Below are 16,285 nucleotides of genomic sequence, written 5' to 3'. Positions count from 1 at the left end.
GGGTGCGCGCGGTTCCGGCGAACGCGGTCTCGGTGAACGCGGTCCCCCTGCACGCCGTCCCGATGAGCGCGGTTTCGGTGTGCGGTCCTGGTGAACGGGGATCTGGTAAACGCGGTCCCGGTGCACGCGTCCAACGAACGCGGTTTCGGTGTGCGCGGTCCCGTGCACACGGTCCCGGTGCGCACGGTCCCGGTGCAGGGGGATCTGGTGCAGGGGATCCGGTGAACGCGGTCCTGGTGAACGCGGTTCCGGTGAACGCGGTCCCCTGCACGTCGTCCCGATGAACGCGGAGACGGTGCGGGCGGAGACGGTGAACGCGGAGACGCGGCGGCGGTGTGCGGCTCCAGGACCATGGGGCCGGGGCGCAGCTTTGCGGGCCGAATACTCGACCGGCTGGTTGGGTGTGTCAGCGGGAGGTGAGGACGCAGAACTCGTTGCCCTCCGGGTCGGCGAGGACTGCCCACGGGACGTCGCCTTGGCCGATGTCCCGGGGGACGGCGCCGAGCGCGCGCAGGCGGGCGACCTCGGCGGCCTGGTCCTCGCCCTGGTGGGCGGCGACGTCGAGGTGGATGCGGTTCTTGACGGTCTTCTCGTCGTCCAGGCGGAGGAACTCCAGCCAGGGGCCGTGGCCGTCCATGGACCGCAGCGACGCCAGGGACAGGTCGTCGCGGACGATGAGCCAGCCGGTGGCGGCGGCCCAGAACGTCGCCAGGGCGGCGGGGTCATGGGCGTCGACGACGATGGCGGCGATGGAACCGGTGTCCGCGTACTCCGGTCTGGGTTCGAGGACGCAGAACTCGTTGCCCTCCGGGTCGGCCAGCACGGCCCACGGGACATCGCCCTGACCGAGGTCGACGGGGGTCGCGCCGAGGGTGCGGGCGCGGTTCACCAGGGCGTCTTGATCGGCGAGCGAGGTGCTGGACAAGTCCAGGTGCAGCCGGTTCTTGACCGTCTTGGGCTCCGGCACCGGCACGAACACCAGGTCCATGGCCCACCCGTCCTCGGCGGGCGCCGCGACGTCGACCTCGTCGGCGTCGGCGAAGCTGATCCGCCAGCCGAGAAGATCAGCCCAGAACTGGGCCAGGGCAGGCGGGTCGATGGCATCGATCACGACGCTGACCATGCGGGTAGGCATGGCCGGACGCTAGTACACCCAGCGCGCGCCGCGAAGGCATTCACCGAGCCTCTTCCCTGGGCATCGAGGAAACTCAGCCCGACACCGACCCGTTCGCGATGAGTGGGGCGCCCAGCCGTGGGAGTGCGCGACTGACGCGGGTGCGGGCAGTCGGGAGGGGCGCCACGCACGGTGGCGAGGCGCGGCAGGCTGCCGAAGGTCGGACAAACCGCTGGACGGGAACGGTCAGGTGCGGACGCGGGCGGGGAGGACGCGGAACTCGTTGCCCTCGGGGTCCAGCAGGACGGTGCCGGGGCCGGTCGACGGAAAGGAGTGCGGTCGGGCCGCGCCGAGGTCCAAGAGGCGGGTGACGGGGCTGTCGGCGTCGTCCGGGTCGGGGGCGATGTCGAAACGAAGGCGGTTCACGCCGCGTTTGGGTTCGGGGACGCGCAGGAACTCGATCCACGGGCCGCTGGTCTCGGTCGAGCGGAGGGCGGCGGCGTTCTCGTCGGCGTGCAGGCGGGGCCAGCCGGTGGCCGCGGTCCAGAACTCGGCCATGGCGGGCGGGTCGGCGGAGTCGACCACCAGCGCGGCCAGCGGGCCGGTGTGGTTGTAGAGGTCGCCGGGTTCGAGGATGCAGAACTCGTTGCCCTCGGGGTCGCGGAAAACCGTCCAGGGAACGCCGGGGCCCTGGCCGACGTTGACCTCGCGGGCGCCGACGTCGACCGCCAGGGAGGTGAGCACCTGGTACTCGTGCGGGCTCTCCGTGGCGAGATCGATGTGGATGCGGTTCTTGCCCGTCTTGCGTCCGGCCGCCGGGACGAACACCAGGTCGATGCCGCATCCGCCCACGTCAGGGGCTACGAGCCGGTGGCTGCCGTCTCTTTCCGGCGTGGCCGTGCCGCCCAGCATGATGTACCAGAACTGGGCGGAGGTCGCCGGGTCGCTTGCGTCGATCACGAGGCTCGCCAGCCGGGTGGGCATACCAGACACCGTAGTCCTGTTTGCCCGCGGTCAGCCTCTCCACCTTCCGCGCGTGCGTGAACCCGCCATCGCCGCACCCGACCCCGACCGTCCACAACGGACGGACGGGCCGGGTGCGCCGTCGGCTCAGCGGGTGGCCAGGCGTAACAGCGCCCAGAGTTGGGCCAGCGCGTCCAGATCGCCCGAACGGGTGACGGTCGCGTCGAACACCGCCCTGCGCCCCCACAGCCACAGGTACAGCTCCTGCGGCGGCGCGCCGACCACGGCGTCGGTGACGGGGGCCTCGGACACCTGCTCGGCGAAGGTGCGCTCCGTGGTCACCTCCGCGAGCCAGGTGCGGCCCGCGGCGCGCACGGCCACCGTCGCCTCGCGGGTCCCCGAGACGCCCAGGGTGGCGAGCCGGTGGGTGAACCACGCGGTCAGCACCTCGTCCACGCCGTCGACCGCGACGTCCTCGGGCACGGGGACGACGAACCCGGCCGCCGCGGCCTGGACGTCGACCCGGTGCACCGTGCTCTCGTGCGCCATGCGGCGACGCCAGAAGCCGTAGCGCTGCTCCAGCGGATGCCAGGTGGCGCACGGCTCGTCGGGGCCGTGCGCCGCCAGCTCGCCGAGCAGGGAGCGGAGACCGTCGCGCAGGTAGTCCTCCACGGACTCACCGTCGACCGGTTGGCGCTGCCACCTGGTCGAGCGGTCTCCATCCCGAATCCAGGACACGACCATCCGGTAGACGCTGCCCACGTGGCGCACCGTCTCCCCCAGCGTCAGCCCCGGGCAGCCGGGGACCGGACGGCCGTGGTCGGCGTTCTCCGCCGACTCGGCAAGCAGCATGCCCTCCGTTTCCAGCACGTCGAGTAGTCGGTCGGCATCGATCAGAGGCGTCATCGCCTGCTGCCGTGGACGGCGCGATGGACCAGACCGATGAACTGCCCGGTCTGCCTGCACAGATCGTCGGCGGCGCGCGGGCCCACCCGGTTGGTGATGCCCGCCTGCACGGCGGCGCGCGTCGCCGAGCAGGAGGCGAAGAACGCAGCCCACTCGCGCATCTCGGGCGCCACCGTGGACATCAGCGTCCACACGCTCGTGGGCTTGGCCCGCCCGCGGTGCGGACGCCCGCGCAGGGCCAGCAGCGCGGCCGCGGCCCGCAGCGCGCACAGGTAGGACTCGGCGAACCGCTGGGCCGGGTCGGCCTCGCGGGCGGCGGCGACGAGCCCCTGCTCGGCCTGGTTGAGCAGGGACACGGCGGACGCCGGTGGGGCGGGGGTGACGGGGAAGTCCAGGGTGCTGGTCATCGGGGCCTCCTCGCGATCGGGACGTCACAGGTGACGCACGCGCCGTGGGGAAGCCGGCGGCACCCGGTGGTGAGGCGCTTCCCCCGCCCCACCACCGGGCATTGTCGAACTGGTGTTCGACTCTCGCCAGCGTAACCCGTGGTGAGCGGGGGTTCAAGCGGGATAGGGGGTGACCTGTGGACAACTCGCGGGCAGTGGTGGGATGGAGCGGTGAGCGAACAGTCCACACAGGGCGTAGGCGCCCGAGACCACCGATCTCGTGAGGTCGCGAGCGAAACATCAGCACAGTCCGCCCGCGAGGAAAGCCGCCGAACCTGTGAGGTGGCCGCATGAGCGAGCTTGCGAGCGAATCATCAGCACAGTGCGCCCGCGAAGAAGGCCGCCGAACTTGTGAGGTGGCCGCATGAGCACACTCGAACACCCCGCCGTGGCCGAGACGGCGGCCGCTCTGCGCGCGGCCGGGCTGCACGCGTCCGCCGACGGCATCCGCATCCTCGATGACAACGTGCGCACCGCGGCCCTGGCCGCCGAAGCGCTCGGCGTCGCGGTGGGCGCGATCGCCAACAGCCTGGTCTTCGCCGCCCGCCACGGCGACGACGACCGCCCCCTGCTCGCGCTCACCTCCGGCGCGCACCGCGCCGACCCCCGGCGGCTGGCCGACCTCGTCGGCGCCGACGAGGTGCGCCGCGCCGACCCGGCGTTCGTGCGCAGGCACACCGGCCACGCCATCGGCGGCGTCGGTCCGGTCGGCCACCCCGCGCCGCTGCGCACCCTGGTCGACCGGCGCCTGCGCCACTACGAGGTGGTCTGGGCCGCGGCCGGGCACCCCAAGTCGGTGTTCCCCACGACCTACGCCGATCTGGTGACGCTGACCGGGGGCGTGGCTGCGGATGTCTCCGGCGAGGAGGATGATCCCTCCTCGTGACCGCCGCTCCCTCACCCCAGGTCGCCCGCTTCGCCGAGCCGACGGCCGACGAGTTGCGGATCCGGCTGCGCGAAGCCCTGTCCCTCTACGTCACCGCGATGCGCTACCCCAAGGGCACCGCCGAGCAGCGCGCCCCCATGTGGCTGGCCCACATGCTGCGCACCGGCTGGCGCTGCGTGATCGCCTTCGACGAGGAAGACCAGATGGCGGGCGTCGCCTACGGCTACGAGGGCGCCCCCGGCCAGTGGTGGCACGAGCAGGTGCGGCGCGGGGTGACCGAGCACAGCGGCCCCGCGGTCGCCGACTCCTGGATGGCGGACTACTTCGAGCTGACCGAACTCCACGTCCGCCCCGACACCCAGGGCCAGGGCATCGGCGAAGAACTGGTGCGACGCCTGCTGGCGGGCGCGGGCAACGCGCGGGTCCTGCTGTCCACCCCGGAAGGCCCGTCCCGCGCCTGGCGCCTCTACCGGCGACTCGGTTTCACCGACGTCCTCCGCGATTACCGCTTCGCAGGCGACCCCCGTCCGTTCGGCGTATTGGGCCGCGACCTTCCCCTGTCGTAGCGGCGTTCTGGCGATTCGGCCCCTGTGTCGGGCCGCCGGTCAGAAGGTCGCCAGGCGCTCCCGCAAGGTGTCCAGGCCCATGGCACCCATTTCCAGGGCCTGCTGGTGGAAGGTTTTGAGGTCGAAAGCGGCGCCCTGACGGAGTCGCACGTCTTCCCGGGCCGCGAGCCACAGGCGTTCGCCCAGTTTGTAGGTGGGGGCCTGGCCGGGCCAGCCCAGGTAGCGGTCGATCTCGTCGTGGACGTGGGCCGGGTCGGTGATGGTGCGGGTGAGGAGGAACTCCAGGCCGAGGTCGGGGGTCCAGTGCTCGCCCTCGTGGAAACCGGAGCCCCGGGGGATCTCCAGCTTGAGGTGCATGCCGATGTCGATGATCACGCGGGCGGCGCGGAAGAGGTGGGCGTCGAGCATGCCCAGGAGGTCGCCGTCGTCGGAGAGGTAGCCGAACTCGCGCATGAGGCGTTCGGCGTAGAGGGCCCAGCCTTCGCCGTAGGCGGGGACCCAGGCCAGGAGGCGCTGGAACTTGTTGAGGCTCGCGGCCTGCAGGACGGCGGTGGCGATCTGCAGGTGATGGCCGGGGACGCCCTCGTGGTAGACCGTGCTCACCTCGCGCCAGGTGGAGAAGTCTTCGCGGTCGGCGGGGACGGACCACCACATGCGGCCGGGCCTGCTCCAGTCGTCGGTGGGGCCGGTGTAGTAGGCGCCGACGCCGCCGCCGGGTGGGGCGATCTTGCATTCCAGGCGCATCAGCGGGTCGGGGATCTCGAAGTGGACGCCGCGCAGGTCGGTGAGGGCCTGGTCGGACAGGCGCTGCATCCACTCCTCCAGCGCCTTCTTGCCCTGGACGCGGTACCGGGGGTCGTTGTCCAGCACCGCCGCGGCCTCGGCGATGGTGGCCCCGGGCGAGATGCGGTTCGCGACCTCCTTCATCTCGGCTTCCAGGCGGGAGAACTCGGCCCAGCCCCACTCGTACGCCTCGTGTAGGTCCAGGCGGGCTCCGGTGAACTCGCGCGACCAGAGCCGGTAGCGGGCCTCGCCGACGGCGTCTTCCGTGGGCGCCTGGGCGGCCAGTTCCTCGGTGAGGAACTTGGCCAGGTCCGCGTACGCCTCGGCGGCGGCGCGGGCGCCCGCGTCGAGGTCGGCGCGGAGGCCGCCGTCCGCGGTGGCGGAATCGGCGAGGGTGGTGAAGAACGACGAGCCGCCGTCGACGCCCGCCCAGGTGCGGCACTGCTCGGCGACCTTGGTGACCTGCCGCAGGGCGGCGACGTCGCCGCGGTCGGCCGCGGCGCGCAGCGACGCCTGGTACCCGGCGAGGCAGTCCGGGACGGCGGCCATGCGGGCGGCGATGGTCGCCCAGTCGCCCGGGGTGTCGGTGGGCATCAGGTCGAACACCTGCCGCAGGTCCTGCGGCGGGCTGGTGATCACGTTGAGCTGGGAGAGGTAGACGCCCGCGTCGTACAGCTCGGTCTGCAACCCCACGCGCTCGACGAACACCGCCTTCGCGTTGGCCTCCGCGACGTCCACCGGCTCGACGCGCTCGACGGCGGCCAGCGCGTCCGCGGCGAGCACCCCGCGATCAGCCACCCCATCGGGTGAGTAGTCGGGCAGCCGCCGATCATGCCCCGGCACGCCGAGATACGTCGCGAGCAGCGGGTCCGCCGCAGCGAGATCGTCGACGTAGGAATCGCTGATCTTGTGCACGCCGCCGTGCGGGGAGGACGCCATACCCCGCACGCTACCGAACGTCCACCCAGACGCGGCAAGCGAATTGCCGCCGAACGCAAGCAAATCCGGACCCAGCCGGCAGGATGGCCCGGTGCACCAGGCCACCCGCAAGCCGATCCACCGTTTCCGCAGGTGGGCGGCGTTTCTCGCACTGTGTTCGCTCGCGCTGCTGACCCTGTCGGGCTGCGTGCGGGTGCAAGCCGCGCTCGTGGTGTCGGACAACGACACGGTCTCCGGCCAGCTCGTCGTCGCCACGGTCGCCATCAAGCAGGAGGACAGCGGCCCGGCGCTGACCATCCCGCCCGAGCTGCGCGGCAAGGTGCGCACCCAGGTCTACACCGCGGACGGCTACGTCGGGCAGACGATCTCGTTGCAGGGTCTCACCTTCCCCGAGGTGACCTTGCTCAGCGACGCGATCACCGTCGGCAAGCAGTACCGGGTGAGCTTCCGCCGCGCGGGCAACCTGGTGACGATGGCGGGCTCGGTCGACCTGAGCGAGGTGCCGAAGGACCGCGCGGACGTGCAGATCAAGGTGACGCTGCCGGGCACCGTCAAGCGCACCAACGGCGTCAACGACAACGGCACCATCAGCTGGAAACCGAAGCCCGGCACTGTCACCGAGTTCAACGCCACCGTCGAGTACTCCGACCAGTCGGGCGTGTCGTGGACGAAGTGGGTGACGATCGTCGGCGCGTCCGCGGTCGGGGTCGCGCTGCTGGTGCTGGCATTGGCCCTGTACAGCCACAAACGCAGCCTCCGCACCCTGAACGAGCCGCGCCCGAACAGCCATTTCTGATCCGTACCCAGTACCCTGGTCGCCCACCACGAGCGTCCGGGAGTGCCCATCAGCGGTCTCGAAGCGGTGAAGTTCGGTCAGACGGTCGCGACCAAGGCGGCGACGGCGTGGTTGCGCAAACACCGGGCCAAGAAGGAAAGGGTCTCATCGCTGTCCGAACTCGCGGCAGCGGAGTTGGGGAGCCCGCTGCAGATCCGCAAGCTGGAGCACTTCGTCGAGAACATCGGGCTCCAGGTGACGGAGAAGCTCGACCCCCTGCTGGCGACGCGGTTCAAGTCCCTGCCGGACAACGAGCGGGCGGCGGCGCTCGACGCGGCCAGCGACGCTTTGGACTCGGTGGACCTGTCGGACGACGCGTTGTTCGCGGTGGACGCGGACGCGGAGAAGCTGGCCAAGTGGGTTCGAGAGTCTTGCCCTGACCAGACCCGGGTAGCGGGCCTTTCCGAGTCGGCGACGCGGCTTTACGAAGTGGCTCTTGACCAAGGGTGCCGGTATCTGACGCAGGTTGTCCAGTACCTGCCCACGTTCCAGTCTCGTGCGCTCGCCGAAACCCTGAGCCGGTTGTCCGGCCAGTCACGGCAGTTGGACGAACTGCTCGCCCGAACCCCGAAGACCACCCTGCACGCCCCACGCGGCACCGGCCACGATGCCGAGTTCACCGCCGCGTACTTGCGGCACATCGCGGTCAGCCTCGACCGGCTCGAACTGCTCGGGTTGAGCGCGCATGAGCAGCCGAGGCTGGCGCTGAGCGTGGCGTACCTGAGCCTGAGCGTGTCCGGGACGGTGAACCGGCGGCGGTTCGCTCTGGACCTGCCCGATCAGCACTGGTTCCGCGGCACCGAGATCACCGGTTCGGTCCGGGCCGAAGCGGCGATCGGGCGGGGTGGCCGGACTCTGGTGCGCGGGGAAGCGGGGTCGGGGAAGACAACCCTGCTGGACTGGCTGGCGGTGACGGCCGCCCGGTCGGAGTTCGCGGATCACCTGGTCGAGTGGAACGGGTGTGTCCCGTTCCCGATCCGGCTCCGGAGTTTCGCCAGCGGGCCGCTGCCTCGGCCGGAGCAGTTCGTCCTGCACGCGTGGACGATGCGCGGCAGTGAGATGCCAGCGGGCTGGGCGCATCGGCGGTTGGCCGAGGGCAAAGCCCTGGTGCTGGTCGACGGTGTTGACGAGGTTCCCGCGAACAGGCGGCGGGAGGTGCACACCTGGTTGCGGGACCTGGTGACCGCCTTCCCCAAGGTGCGGGTGGTGGTGACCGCTCGACCGGCGGCGACGGACGAGAAGTGGCTGGCAGCCGAGGATTTCGACGCGGTGACCTTGGACCCGATGAACGCGGAGGATATCCGCCGGTTCATCGAGCGCTGGCATGACGCGGCCGAGCAGGCCCAGTCCCCTGGCGACCTCCCCGAAGCCCAGCGCAGGCTGCTCAACCAACTGGCGAACCGCCCACACCTGCGGACGCTAGCCGCGAACCCCCTGCTGTGCGCGATGTTGTGCGCGCTCAATCTTGACCACGCGTCCGAACTGCCGCGCAGCCGGATGGAACTCTACGAGCGCGCCCTGGCCATGCTGCTGGATATCCGGGACGCCAAACGCGGGATTTCGGGCCTGCTGGACGTGTCGCAGAAACGCGTCTTGCTGCGGGATATTGCCTGGCGTCTTACGCTCGCCAACCGCATCGAGATGAGTGCGGCCAAGACGCTGGAGCACGTAACCAGGAAGATTCCCGCGATGCCTAATGTGGAGGCGTCGGCCGAGGATATCCTGCGGCACTTGCTGGAACGCAGTGGAATACTTCGCCAACCAGTGCCGGGAAAGGTCGACTTCGTTCACCGCACGTTCCAAGAATACCTGGCGGGCAGCGAGGCGACCGAGCAGGGGCATATCGAGACGCTGGTCAGCCACGCGCATCTGGACACGTGGCGGGAGACCATTGTGATGGCGTGCGGCCACGCCAAGCGGCGACAGGCCGACGAACTCATCACCGAGATCCTGGATCGCGCGGAGCGGGACTCACGCCACTCCCGCCGGTTGCGCCTGCTGGCAGCGGCATGCTTGGAGACGGTGGACGAACTCGATCCCGAGGTGCATCAACGAGTCGACCAGTTGATCCACGACCACCTGGTTCCACCACGAGGACTCAGGGAAACGGCATCGCTCGCCTCGATAGGCCACCGGGTTTTGCGATACTTGCCCACCTCTCTGGAGGAACTTTCGGAGGCGTCCGCTGCGGCGACGGTCCGCGCCGCAGCGCTGACCGGAAACTCGGAAGCGCTCACTCGACTGGCCAACTACGCGTGCGACCCACGACGCGTGGTGCAACAGGAACTCATCCGGGCATGGGAGTACTTCGATCCAGAACGCTACGCAGCAGAGGTGCTCCACGATGCTCCGCTCGAAAACGGTCTACTGGAAGTCACATCACCTCGACTGATCCCACATGTGAAAAATCTGCAAAACTTGACCAAACTGCACATTTCTATTCTCGATGGACAAATAGATCTAAAGACACTTGCGCAAGTTCCGCACCTGAAAAGTATCTACAGCAGCTTCGGCAAGGAAGTAATCCCCCTGACTCCCCTTATCGAACATCCAGAGCTCACAGCCGTCATCTTCGGGTTCGCAGAAAAGTACACCAACCTGCAAACTCTCCATAGCATGACAGAGCTACGCCATCTCGACCTGTATCAATACCAGCCTTGGGACGAGGTAAGTTTCGTTCGAGAACTTGATCAAATTGAATCACTTTCCCTTGGCAGCCCTGCCGGTACCATCGACTATCAAGCACTGGATGATCTACCCAACCTCCGGAGACTAACCCTTCCGAAAATTGGAAAATTCTCTTCATCCAGCGGAAAATGCTTACCCCAAATCACGTCGCTATGGATTGGCTATCTGGACCCACGAGCGTTCGATCGGATCGCAAATTTCTTCCCAGGACTCCGAGAGATTGTTGTTTTCAGCAACAATTATCACACGCTCGATCTCAGCCCGCTAGCCGATCGCACCATCCGGTTTGTTGTTCCTCGCAGCCAGAAGCTCAGCGGCGTAGAAAATCTCGGCCCAAATATGCAGATTGTGCGCCGCGACTAGTGTTTGCCGAGTTTGTACGCCCGGATGATCGTCTGCTCTACCGTTCCGCCCCGCGTGTCCTCCGCCGAGGCGCGCAGCGATACCGAATCGGCGGCCGGTGGGTGGTTGAGGACGATGATGGAGCCGCCGATCAGCTCTGTCGGCTGCCAGGTAGTGCCCTCGTCGTAAGAGACCTCCACCGTCAAAGACCGGGCTACGCCGGGGAAGCCGTCTTCGCGTTCCAGTGTCACGCCTAAGAGGTAGCGGTCTACCGAGACCGTGTTCTCCGCGTCCAAGAGGGCGTGGAAGCGGACTACCGACAGCGGGACCCGCTCTTGGGCTGGGTCGGCGTGAAAGGTCCAAGCCGCCTTCACGTGGGTGGTGACGTCGAACAGGGGGTTTCGGGTCGCTTCTGTGGTGAGGTGGTAGTCGGCGGGGCCGGGGGGAACCTTGAACAGGCCGCTGCCCGCGAAGGGACGTTCGCCGACCAACGCGCCGTTGCGGTGCAAGACCGTGGTGGCTGTCGTCACCGAGGAGAAGCCAGCGTTTCCGCCGCCGTCGCCGAAGAGGCCGATGGTGACGTTGAGGTGGTCTCGGGTGCGGGCCACCCAGGGGGCCTCGCTGCGGGGGAGGGCGGGGCCGAAGATGCCGACGTTGACCACGTGCTCGTAGGTGCGGCCGGGGCGCGGGCGCAGGGGCTCGGCGGCGAAGGTGGCGTTCAGGCGGGGGCCGCCGGGGGCCGCTGCCAGGAGCAGGACCGGGGACCAGAGGACGTTTTCCGTGCTCAGATACTCCGTGAGTTCGCCTTGGCGGGCCACACGGCCGATGGACACGTCCGCGCGGCGGCCCGTGGGGGACGCGGCGCTGGACAGGCGCATGGGGGTGGTGCCGGGGGCGTGGGCGCCGATGGAGGTGTGGAGGGTGGCGACGTCCTCTTGGCGGACGACGCGGGTGAAGCCGGTGGGGATTCGGCTTTCCTGGAACCAGGCAAGAGCGTAGTGGGCGGTTTCGTTGTCCCAGACAGTGTTGACCGACCAAGTCAGAGCGGGCGCGTCCGGACCAAGATGGGCGGTGCGCACGCGTTCCAGGCGGTTGGTGATCAGGGCGACGCTGAACGCGTGGGCGGGGAGGTCGACGCGGTAGCCGGTGGCGGCCTGGGTCAGGGGCGCCGTCTGGTCGGGTGGGGTGATGGTGATCGGCTCGGCTTGGCGGGCGTCCACAGTCACCGAGGTGTTCTCGGTCAGGTCGAACGCGGGGTAGGGCACATGCTGCACCGTGCCTGCGGCCCGCTGGGCGAACACGCTGTCGATGCCGTAGCGGCCCTTGCGCAGCCGCAGGGTCCGCACGCCGTCAGTGTCCTGACCGGACACCACGCCGCCGAAGTCCAGTCCGAAGATCAGGGTGGCGACTTCGGGAGTCGGCGCGCCGTCCGGGCCGAGGTGGGTGATCTCCAGTTCGTAGCTTTCCGGCTCGCGTTCAACGGCGAGTGCGGTGCGGACGCCGTCCGCGACTACGGCGCCGGAGTAGGCGCCGTCGAGGGAGCCTTGGCGGGTGTCGACGGTGACCTGGACTGTCGCGGTGCCGTTAGCGGGGACCGTTATCCGGGACGCGGACAGGGTGAACATGCCGGTGGGAGCGGGCTTACCGTCCGGACTTAGAACTTCCGTTGTCAGGTCGAGGGTCACCGGTAGGTCTGCCGCGTTGCGGTAAGTGATGTCCTTGGTGACGGGCTGGTCGTCGTTGTGCGGCCAGAGTTGGGCGCCGAGACTCACTGACGTGGGCTCGGTGGTCAGCGTCTGCGCCAGCGCCCGGGGCACGTCGACGCGGCCGGAGCCCTGGGCGAACGCGTCGAGGCCCGGGGTCGGTTTCGCGGACGCGGTAAGCGCCGCCTTGAGTTGCGCGCCGGTCGCGTCCGGGCGTCGCTGGGCGAGCAGGGCCGCCGCGCCCGCGACGTGCGGGGTGGCCATGGAAGTGCCGGACAGGCTGACATATCCGGGTTCGACGGGGTCGCCGATCTGGCCCTGGGCCGCCTTGGCCGCCACGATGCCCGATCCGGGCGCGGTGATATCCGGCTTGATCGCGCTATCGCCGAGGCGTGGACCGCGGCTAGAGAACGACGACAGTGAGTCATCGCGTCCTACCGAGCCGACGGTAAGCGCGGCGTCCGCGCTGCCCGGTGACGCCACCGACCGGGTGCTCGGTCCCGCGTTGCCCGCCGCGACGACGAACAGGGTTCCCTTCTCGGCGGACAGGCGGTTCACCGCTGTCTCCACCGGGTCGACCGCCGGGGTGTCGGTGCCGCCGAGGCTCAGGTTCACGATGTCGGCGCCCTGGTCGACCGCCCACTGCATTCCGGCGATGACCCACGACTCCTGGCCCCTGCCGAAGTCGTCAAGGACCTTGGCGTCGAGCAGCGCCGCGCCGGGGGCGACTCCCCGGTACTTCGCGCCGGTTCCCGCGATGGTGGAGGCGACGTGGGTGCCGTGGCCGAAGCGGTCCACCGCGTCTGGCGAGCCGGTGAAGTCGCGTTCGCCGACCTCTCGGCCCGTCAGGTCGGGGTGGGTTTGGTCGACGCCGGTGTCGAGGACGGCGACCGTCACCCCGGCGCCGTCCAGTCCGGCCTGCCAGGCTGCGGGGGCGCCGATCTGGGCCGTGCTGCGGTCCAGCAGCGCTTGCCGCTTACCGTCGAGCCACAGAGTGCCGTTTTCGCCGATCAGAGAGCGCCAAGACTCGGACAGCGCTGTCTTGTCCGCGGAAAGCGCGCGGGCGTCTGCGGCGGGTAGGTCGCGACCCGCGCGGACGCCCGCCGCGCGGGTCGGCGGGCCGGTCTGGATGAGCGGGAGGTCGGCGCGGCGGTCGTCGTAACCGGCGTCGAGCAGGCCGGTGACGTCGAACAGGCGCGAGTCGAGCCTGCCCTCGGCGAGCAGGGAAAGCGCGTCGAGGGGGACGACGTGCAGGTGGCCGTCTGTCTTGTGGACGCGGAAGGTGACGTCTTCCCGGCCGCTGGCAGGCATAACGGCGGGCTCAGCGCCCTCCGGCACGAGCACACGGTCGCCGGTAAGGAGCGTCACCGTGTGGCCGGTGGGCTCGACGGGTGCGCTTTCCGCGTCGGCGGTAAGCGTGGGCACGGCGCAGAGCAGCGCCGCCGTCATCGTCACCGCGCGCAGCCGCATGAACGCCGATACTCAGGGGCCGACTCGGCGAAAGACAAGCGCGTGCGGCACGCGCCACACCCCGCCGGACGGATCAGGCGCGGCTGGGAACCAGACCGAGCCTGCCGACGACCTCTTTGGTCGCCTTCGACCGGTTGAACGTGTAGAAGTGCACGCCCGGGACGCCCTCGGCCAGCAGGCGCTGGCTCATCTCGGTGACCAGGTCGATGCCCTCGGCGCGGAACGCGTCCGGGTCGTCGACCAGCGGGTCGAGCCGGGCGGCGATGCGCGGCGGCACCTGGGATCCGGACAACTCCACCTTCTTCGCCAGGATCTTCGGCGTGGTCAGCGGGATGACACCTGGCAGCAGGTGCGTCTCGTGCCCCCGGGCGGCCACCCGGTCGCGCAGGCGCAGGAAGTCCTCCGGCTCGAAGAACAGCTGCGCGATGGCGAAGTCCGCGCCCGCGCGGAGCTTGCGGATCAGGTTGTCGGTGTCGAAGTCCAGGTCGGGCGAGCGCGGGTGACCGTAGGGGAACGCGGCGACGCCGACGCAGAAGTCGCCCAGCTCGCGCACCAGGCGGACCAGCTCGTCGGCGTAGTTGACGCCCTGCGGGTGCGGCACCCACTCGCCGTTGGGGTCGCCGGGCGGGTCGCCGCGCAGCGCGAGGATGTTCTTCACCCCCAGCGCCGCGTACCAGCCGATGACGTTGCGCAGCTCGGCGACGGAGTGGTCGACGGCGGTGAGGTGCGCCATGGACACCAGCGTCGTCTCGCGGGCGACGCGGCCGGTGGTGCGGATCGTGCGGTCGCGGCTGGAGCCGCCCGCGCCGTAGGTGATCGAGACGAACGCCGGGTCGAGGCCCTCCAGCTCCCGGATCGCGTTCCAGAGCCGCTGCTCGTCCGCCTCGTCCCTGGGCGGCATGAACTCGACCGAGAACACGGGCCTGCCGGTACCGATCCGCTCCACCACGGTCTTCATGGCCCAAAGGGTAGCGAAGCGTCCGCTTGCCGGGATAGCTCTCCCAGCCCCTGGGCAACCGCAGGCCCTGGTCACATTGCCGCCCCCCGACGCGGCGCACGAGGGTCTGACAGCGGACGATAGCGGGGTGCACGCAGCGCGGTTAACCCCGGTGATCGACAACTCCAGCGACCCCATCGGCTCGATCGATGACGCCCTGGCCGCTCACGTCGAGCGCGCCCTCGCCGACTACCTCGCCGAACGGCACGCGGGGATGGCCGAGGCCGCGCCGTCGTTCGGGTCCGCGGTGGAGTCGCTGGCCTCGTTCGTCCTCGGCGGCGGCAAACGGCTGCGCCCCACCTTCGCCTGGTGGGCGTGGCGGGGCGCGGGCGGCGCGGGCACGGGCGAGCAGGCGCACGCCGTGCTGCGCGCGGTGAGCGCGCTGGAGCTGATCCAGGCGTGCGCGCTGGTGCACGACGACCTGATGGACGCCTCCGCGATGCGCCGGGGCAAGCCGACCGTGCATGTGGAGTTCGCCGCGCGGCACCGGGCGCTGCGCTGGCTCGGGGAGCCGGAGCGCTTCGGCGCCGCCGCCGCGATCCTGCTCGGCGACCTGGCGCTGGCCTGGGCGGACGACATGTTCTCCGGGGCTGGCCTTGAGCAGGCGCGGCAGGCCCGCGCGCTGGCGCCGTGGCAGGCGATGCGCGCGGAGATGCTGGCCGGGCAGTACCTCGACGTGCTCACCCAGGCCAAGGGAGACGAGTCCGCCGCGGCGGCGCTGAGCGTGGCCAGGATGAAGACCGCCGCGTACACCGTGGAGCGGCCGCTGCACATGGGGGCGGCGCTGGCGGGCGCGCCCGAGCACGTGATCGCCGCGCTGCGCGGCTTCGGCGCGGACATCGGGGTCGCGTTCCAGCTCCGCGACGACCTGCTGGGCATGTTCGGCGACACCGACGTCACCGGCAAGCCCGCTGGCGACGACCTGCGCGAAGGCAAGCGCACCCTGCTCATGTCGGTCGGGCTGCGGCGCGCGGACGCGGCGGGCAGGCACGCGGACGCGAAGGTCATGCGCGCCGCGCTGGGCGACGACGCGCTCGACGTCGACACCGTGGAGCGGGTGCGCGGCCTGCTGGTCGAGGTGGGCGCGGTCGCCGAGGTGGAGACCCGCATCGCGGACCTGGCCGACTCGGCGATGAGCGCCCTGCGGTCGGTCGACTTGGCCGACCCCGCAAGCGCGGTGCTCGACGGCCTCGCGGTCACCGCGACCAGGAGGACCAGCTAGTGCGCCGCCCGCACCCCCGGCCCAGCCGATCAGCCGAGGGCGGCTTCCGGACGCCGTCGTCGCGGCCCGAGCAGAAGATCCGCGCTGACTCAGGAGCACCCGACCCCACCCCTGCCGGGCACCAAGCCCACGGAGGAGCCCGACCAACCCGGTCGGTCAAGGCCCGCTTCCGGCCACAGCGGTCGCCACTCTCCTCAACGGCAGCCGCCACCCGCCTGTCCCGCCCCGAAACCCCACCCCGGGCAGCCCTCCCAGCCCACCCGAAGCGGTCCCAAGACAGCCCGAAACACAACGCTGGCACAGCACTTTCAGCACCCGCCGCCACCCACACGACAAACCCCACCCGCCCTGGGGGCCGAGCCCTGCTCCAGTCTATCGGCGCAGGTCAGGCGGGTATAGAGGGGCGCGGAACCTGTGGACAACTT

The 16,285-nt window shown here is 70.1% G+C and carries 12 protein-coding genes; 5 read left to right on the top strand and 7 right to left on the bottom strand.

All coding sequences use genetic code 11. The features are described from left to right. Positions 1-406: 406 nt before the first annotated feature. The 4 genes from ACZ6SD_RS08510 to ACZ6SD_RS08495 form a co-directional block, all read right to left on the bottom strand. A complete protein-coding gene (locus ACZ6SD_RS08510) occupies positions 407-1,135 on the bottom strand; it encodes a VOC family protein (protein ID WP_465316276.1) in 729 nt (242 codons plus the stop codon). A 225-nt stretch (positions 1,136-1,360) separates the two neighbouring features. Then, on the bottom strand, positions 1,361-2,098 hold the full coding sequence (locus ACZ6SD_RS08505; protein WP_465316275.1) for a VOC family protein: 738 nt from the start codon (positions 2,096-2,098) through the stop codon (positions 1,361-1,363). A 126-nt stretch (positions 2,099-2,224) separates the two neighbouring features. Then, positions 2,225-2,983, bottom strand: coding sequence for a maleylpyruvate isomerase N-terminal domain-containing protein (locus ACZ6SD_RS08500; RefSeq protein ID WP_465316274.1), 759 nt, complete (start codon positions 2,981-2,983; stop codon positions 2,225-2,227). After that, the gene (locus ACZ6SD_RS08495) at positions 2,980-3,390 is read right to left on the bottom strand and encodes an SAV_6107 family HEPN domain-containing protein (RefSeq protein ID WP_465316273.1); all 411 of its coding nucleotides are present in this window, start codon (positions 3,388-3,390) and stop codon (positions 2,980-2,982) included. The genes ACZ6SD_RS08500 and ACZ6SD_RS08495 overlap by 4 nt, the downstream gene beginning before the upstream one ends. Before the next feature lie 403 nt (positions 3,391-3,793). On the opposite strand from ACZ6SD_RS08495, the gene ACZ6SD_RS08490 reads away from it, so the two are divergent. Continuing rightward, positions 3,794-4,315, top strand: a complete 522-nt coding sequence (locus ACZ6SD_RS08490) for a YbaK/EbsC family protein (protein WP_465316272.1) — start codon at positions 3,794-3,796, stop codon at positions 4,313-4,315. Next, the gene (locus ACZ6SD_RS08485; RefSeq protein ID WP_465316271.1) at positions 4,312-4,881 is read left to right on the top strand and encodes a GNAT family N-acetyltransferase; all 570 of its coding nucleotides are present in this window, start codon (positions 4,312-4,314) and stop codon (positions 4,879-4,881) included. The genes ACZ6SD_RS08490 and ACZ6SD_RS08485 overlap by 4 nt, the downstream gene beginning before the upstream one ends. A 39-nt stretch (positions 4,882-4,920) precedes the next feature. Here ACZ6SD_RS08485 and ACZ6SD_RS08480 read toward each other — a convergent pair whose 3' ends face one another. Continuing rightward, positions 4,921-6,603, bottom strand: a complete 1,683-nt coding sequence (locus tag ACZ6SD_RS08480; protein ID WP_465316270.1) for a DUF885 domain-containing protein — start codon at positions 6,601-6,603, stop codon at positions 4,921-4,923. A gap of 91 nt (positions 6,604-6,694) precedes the next feature. On the opposite strand from ACZ6SD_RS08480, the gene ACZ6SD_RS08475 reads away from it, so the two are divergent. After that, positions 6,695-7,399: an LppM family (lipo)protein gene (locus tag ACZ6SD_RS08475; RefSeq protein WP_465316269.1), complete on the top strand. Its 705-nt coding sequence runs from the start codon at positions 6,695-6,697 to the stop codon at positions 7,397-7,399. A gap of 42 nt (positions 7,400-7,441) precedes the next feature. Next, positions 7,442-10,489, top strand: a complete 3,048-nt coding sequence (locus ACZ6SD_RS08470) for an NACHT domain-containing protein (RefSeq protein ID WP_465316268.1) — start codon at positions 7,442-7,444, stop codon at positions 10,487-10,489. Here the strand turns inward: ACZ6SD_RS08470 and ACZ6SD_RS08465 are convergent. Both ACZ6SD_RS08465 and ACZ6SD_RS08460 read right to left on the bottom strand, forming a co-directional pair. Further along, positions 10,486-13,641 (bottom strand): S8 family serine peptidase, encoded by a 3,156-nt coding sequence (locus ACZ6SD_RS08465; protein ID WP_465316267.1) that lies wholly within the window; start codon positions 13,639-13,641, stop codon positions 10,486-10,488. The genes ACZ6SD_RS08470 and ACZ6SD_RS08465 overlap by 4 nt on opposite strands. A gap of 73 nt (positions 13,642-13,714) precedes the next feature. Then, the gene (locus ACZ6SD_RS08460) at positions 13,715-14,599 is read right to left on the bottom strand and encodes a methylenetetrahydrofolate reductase (protein WP_465316266.1); all 885 of its coding nucleotides are present in this window, start codon (positions 14,597-14,599) and stop codon (positions 13,715-13,717) included. 175 nt (positions 14,600-14,774) lie between these two features. On the opposite strand from ACZ6SD_RS08460, the gene ACZ6SD_RS08455 reads away from it, so the two are divergent. Next, positions 14,775-15,860, top strand: coding sequence for a polyprenyl synthetase family protein (locus ACZ6SD_RS08455; RefSeq protein WP_465316403.1), 1,086 nt, complete (start codon positions 14,775-14,777; stop codon positions 15,858-15,860). The last annotated feature ends 425 nt before the right edge of the window (positions 15,861-16,285 follow it).

The organism is Actinokineospora sp. NPDC051303 (genome assembly GCF_055586285.1).
This window is presented reverse-complemented; position numbering and strand designations above follow the sequence as displayed.

Excerpts from the sequence above, each read along its gene's own strand:
- ACZ6SD_RS08510 (WP_465316276.1), bottom strand. The coding sequence starts at position 1,135 with ATGCCTACCCGCATGGTCAGCGTCGTGATCGATGCCATCGACCCGCCT.
- ACZ6SD_RS08505 (WP_465316275.1), bottom strand. The coding sequence starts at position 2,098 with ATGCCCACCCGGCTGGCGAGCCTCGTGATCGACGCAAGCGACCCGGCG.
- ACZ6SD_RS08500 (WP_465316274.1), bottom strand. The coding sequence starts at position 2,983 with ATGACGCCTCTGATCGATGCCGACCGACTACTCGACGTGCTGGAAACG.
- ACZ6SD_RS08495 (WP_465316273.1), bottom strand. The coding sequence starts at position 3,390 with ATGACCAGCACCCTGGACTTCCCCGTCACCCCCGCCCCACCGGCGTCC.
- ACZ6SD_RS08490 (WP_465316272.1), top strand. The coding sequence starts at position 3,794 with ATGAGCACACTCGAACACCCCGCCGTGGCCGAGACGGCGGCCGCTCTG.
- ACZ6SD_RS08480 (WP_465316270.1), bottom strand. The coding sequence starts at position 6,603 with ATGGCGTCCTCCCCGCACGGCGGCGTGCACAAGATCAGCGATTCCTAC.
- ACZ6SD_RS08465 (WP_465316267.1), bottom strand. The coding sequence starts at position 13,641 with ATGCGGCTGCGCGCGGTGACGATGACGGCGGCGCTGCTCTGCGCCGTG.
- ACZ6SD_RS08460 (WP_465316266.1), bottom strand. The coding sequence starts at position 14,599 with ATGAAGACCGTGGTGGAGCGGATCGGTACCGGCAGGCCCGTGTTCTCG.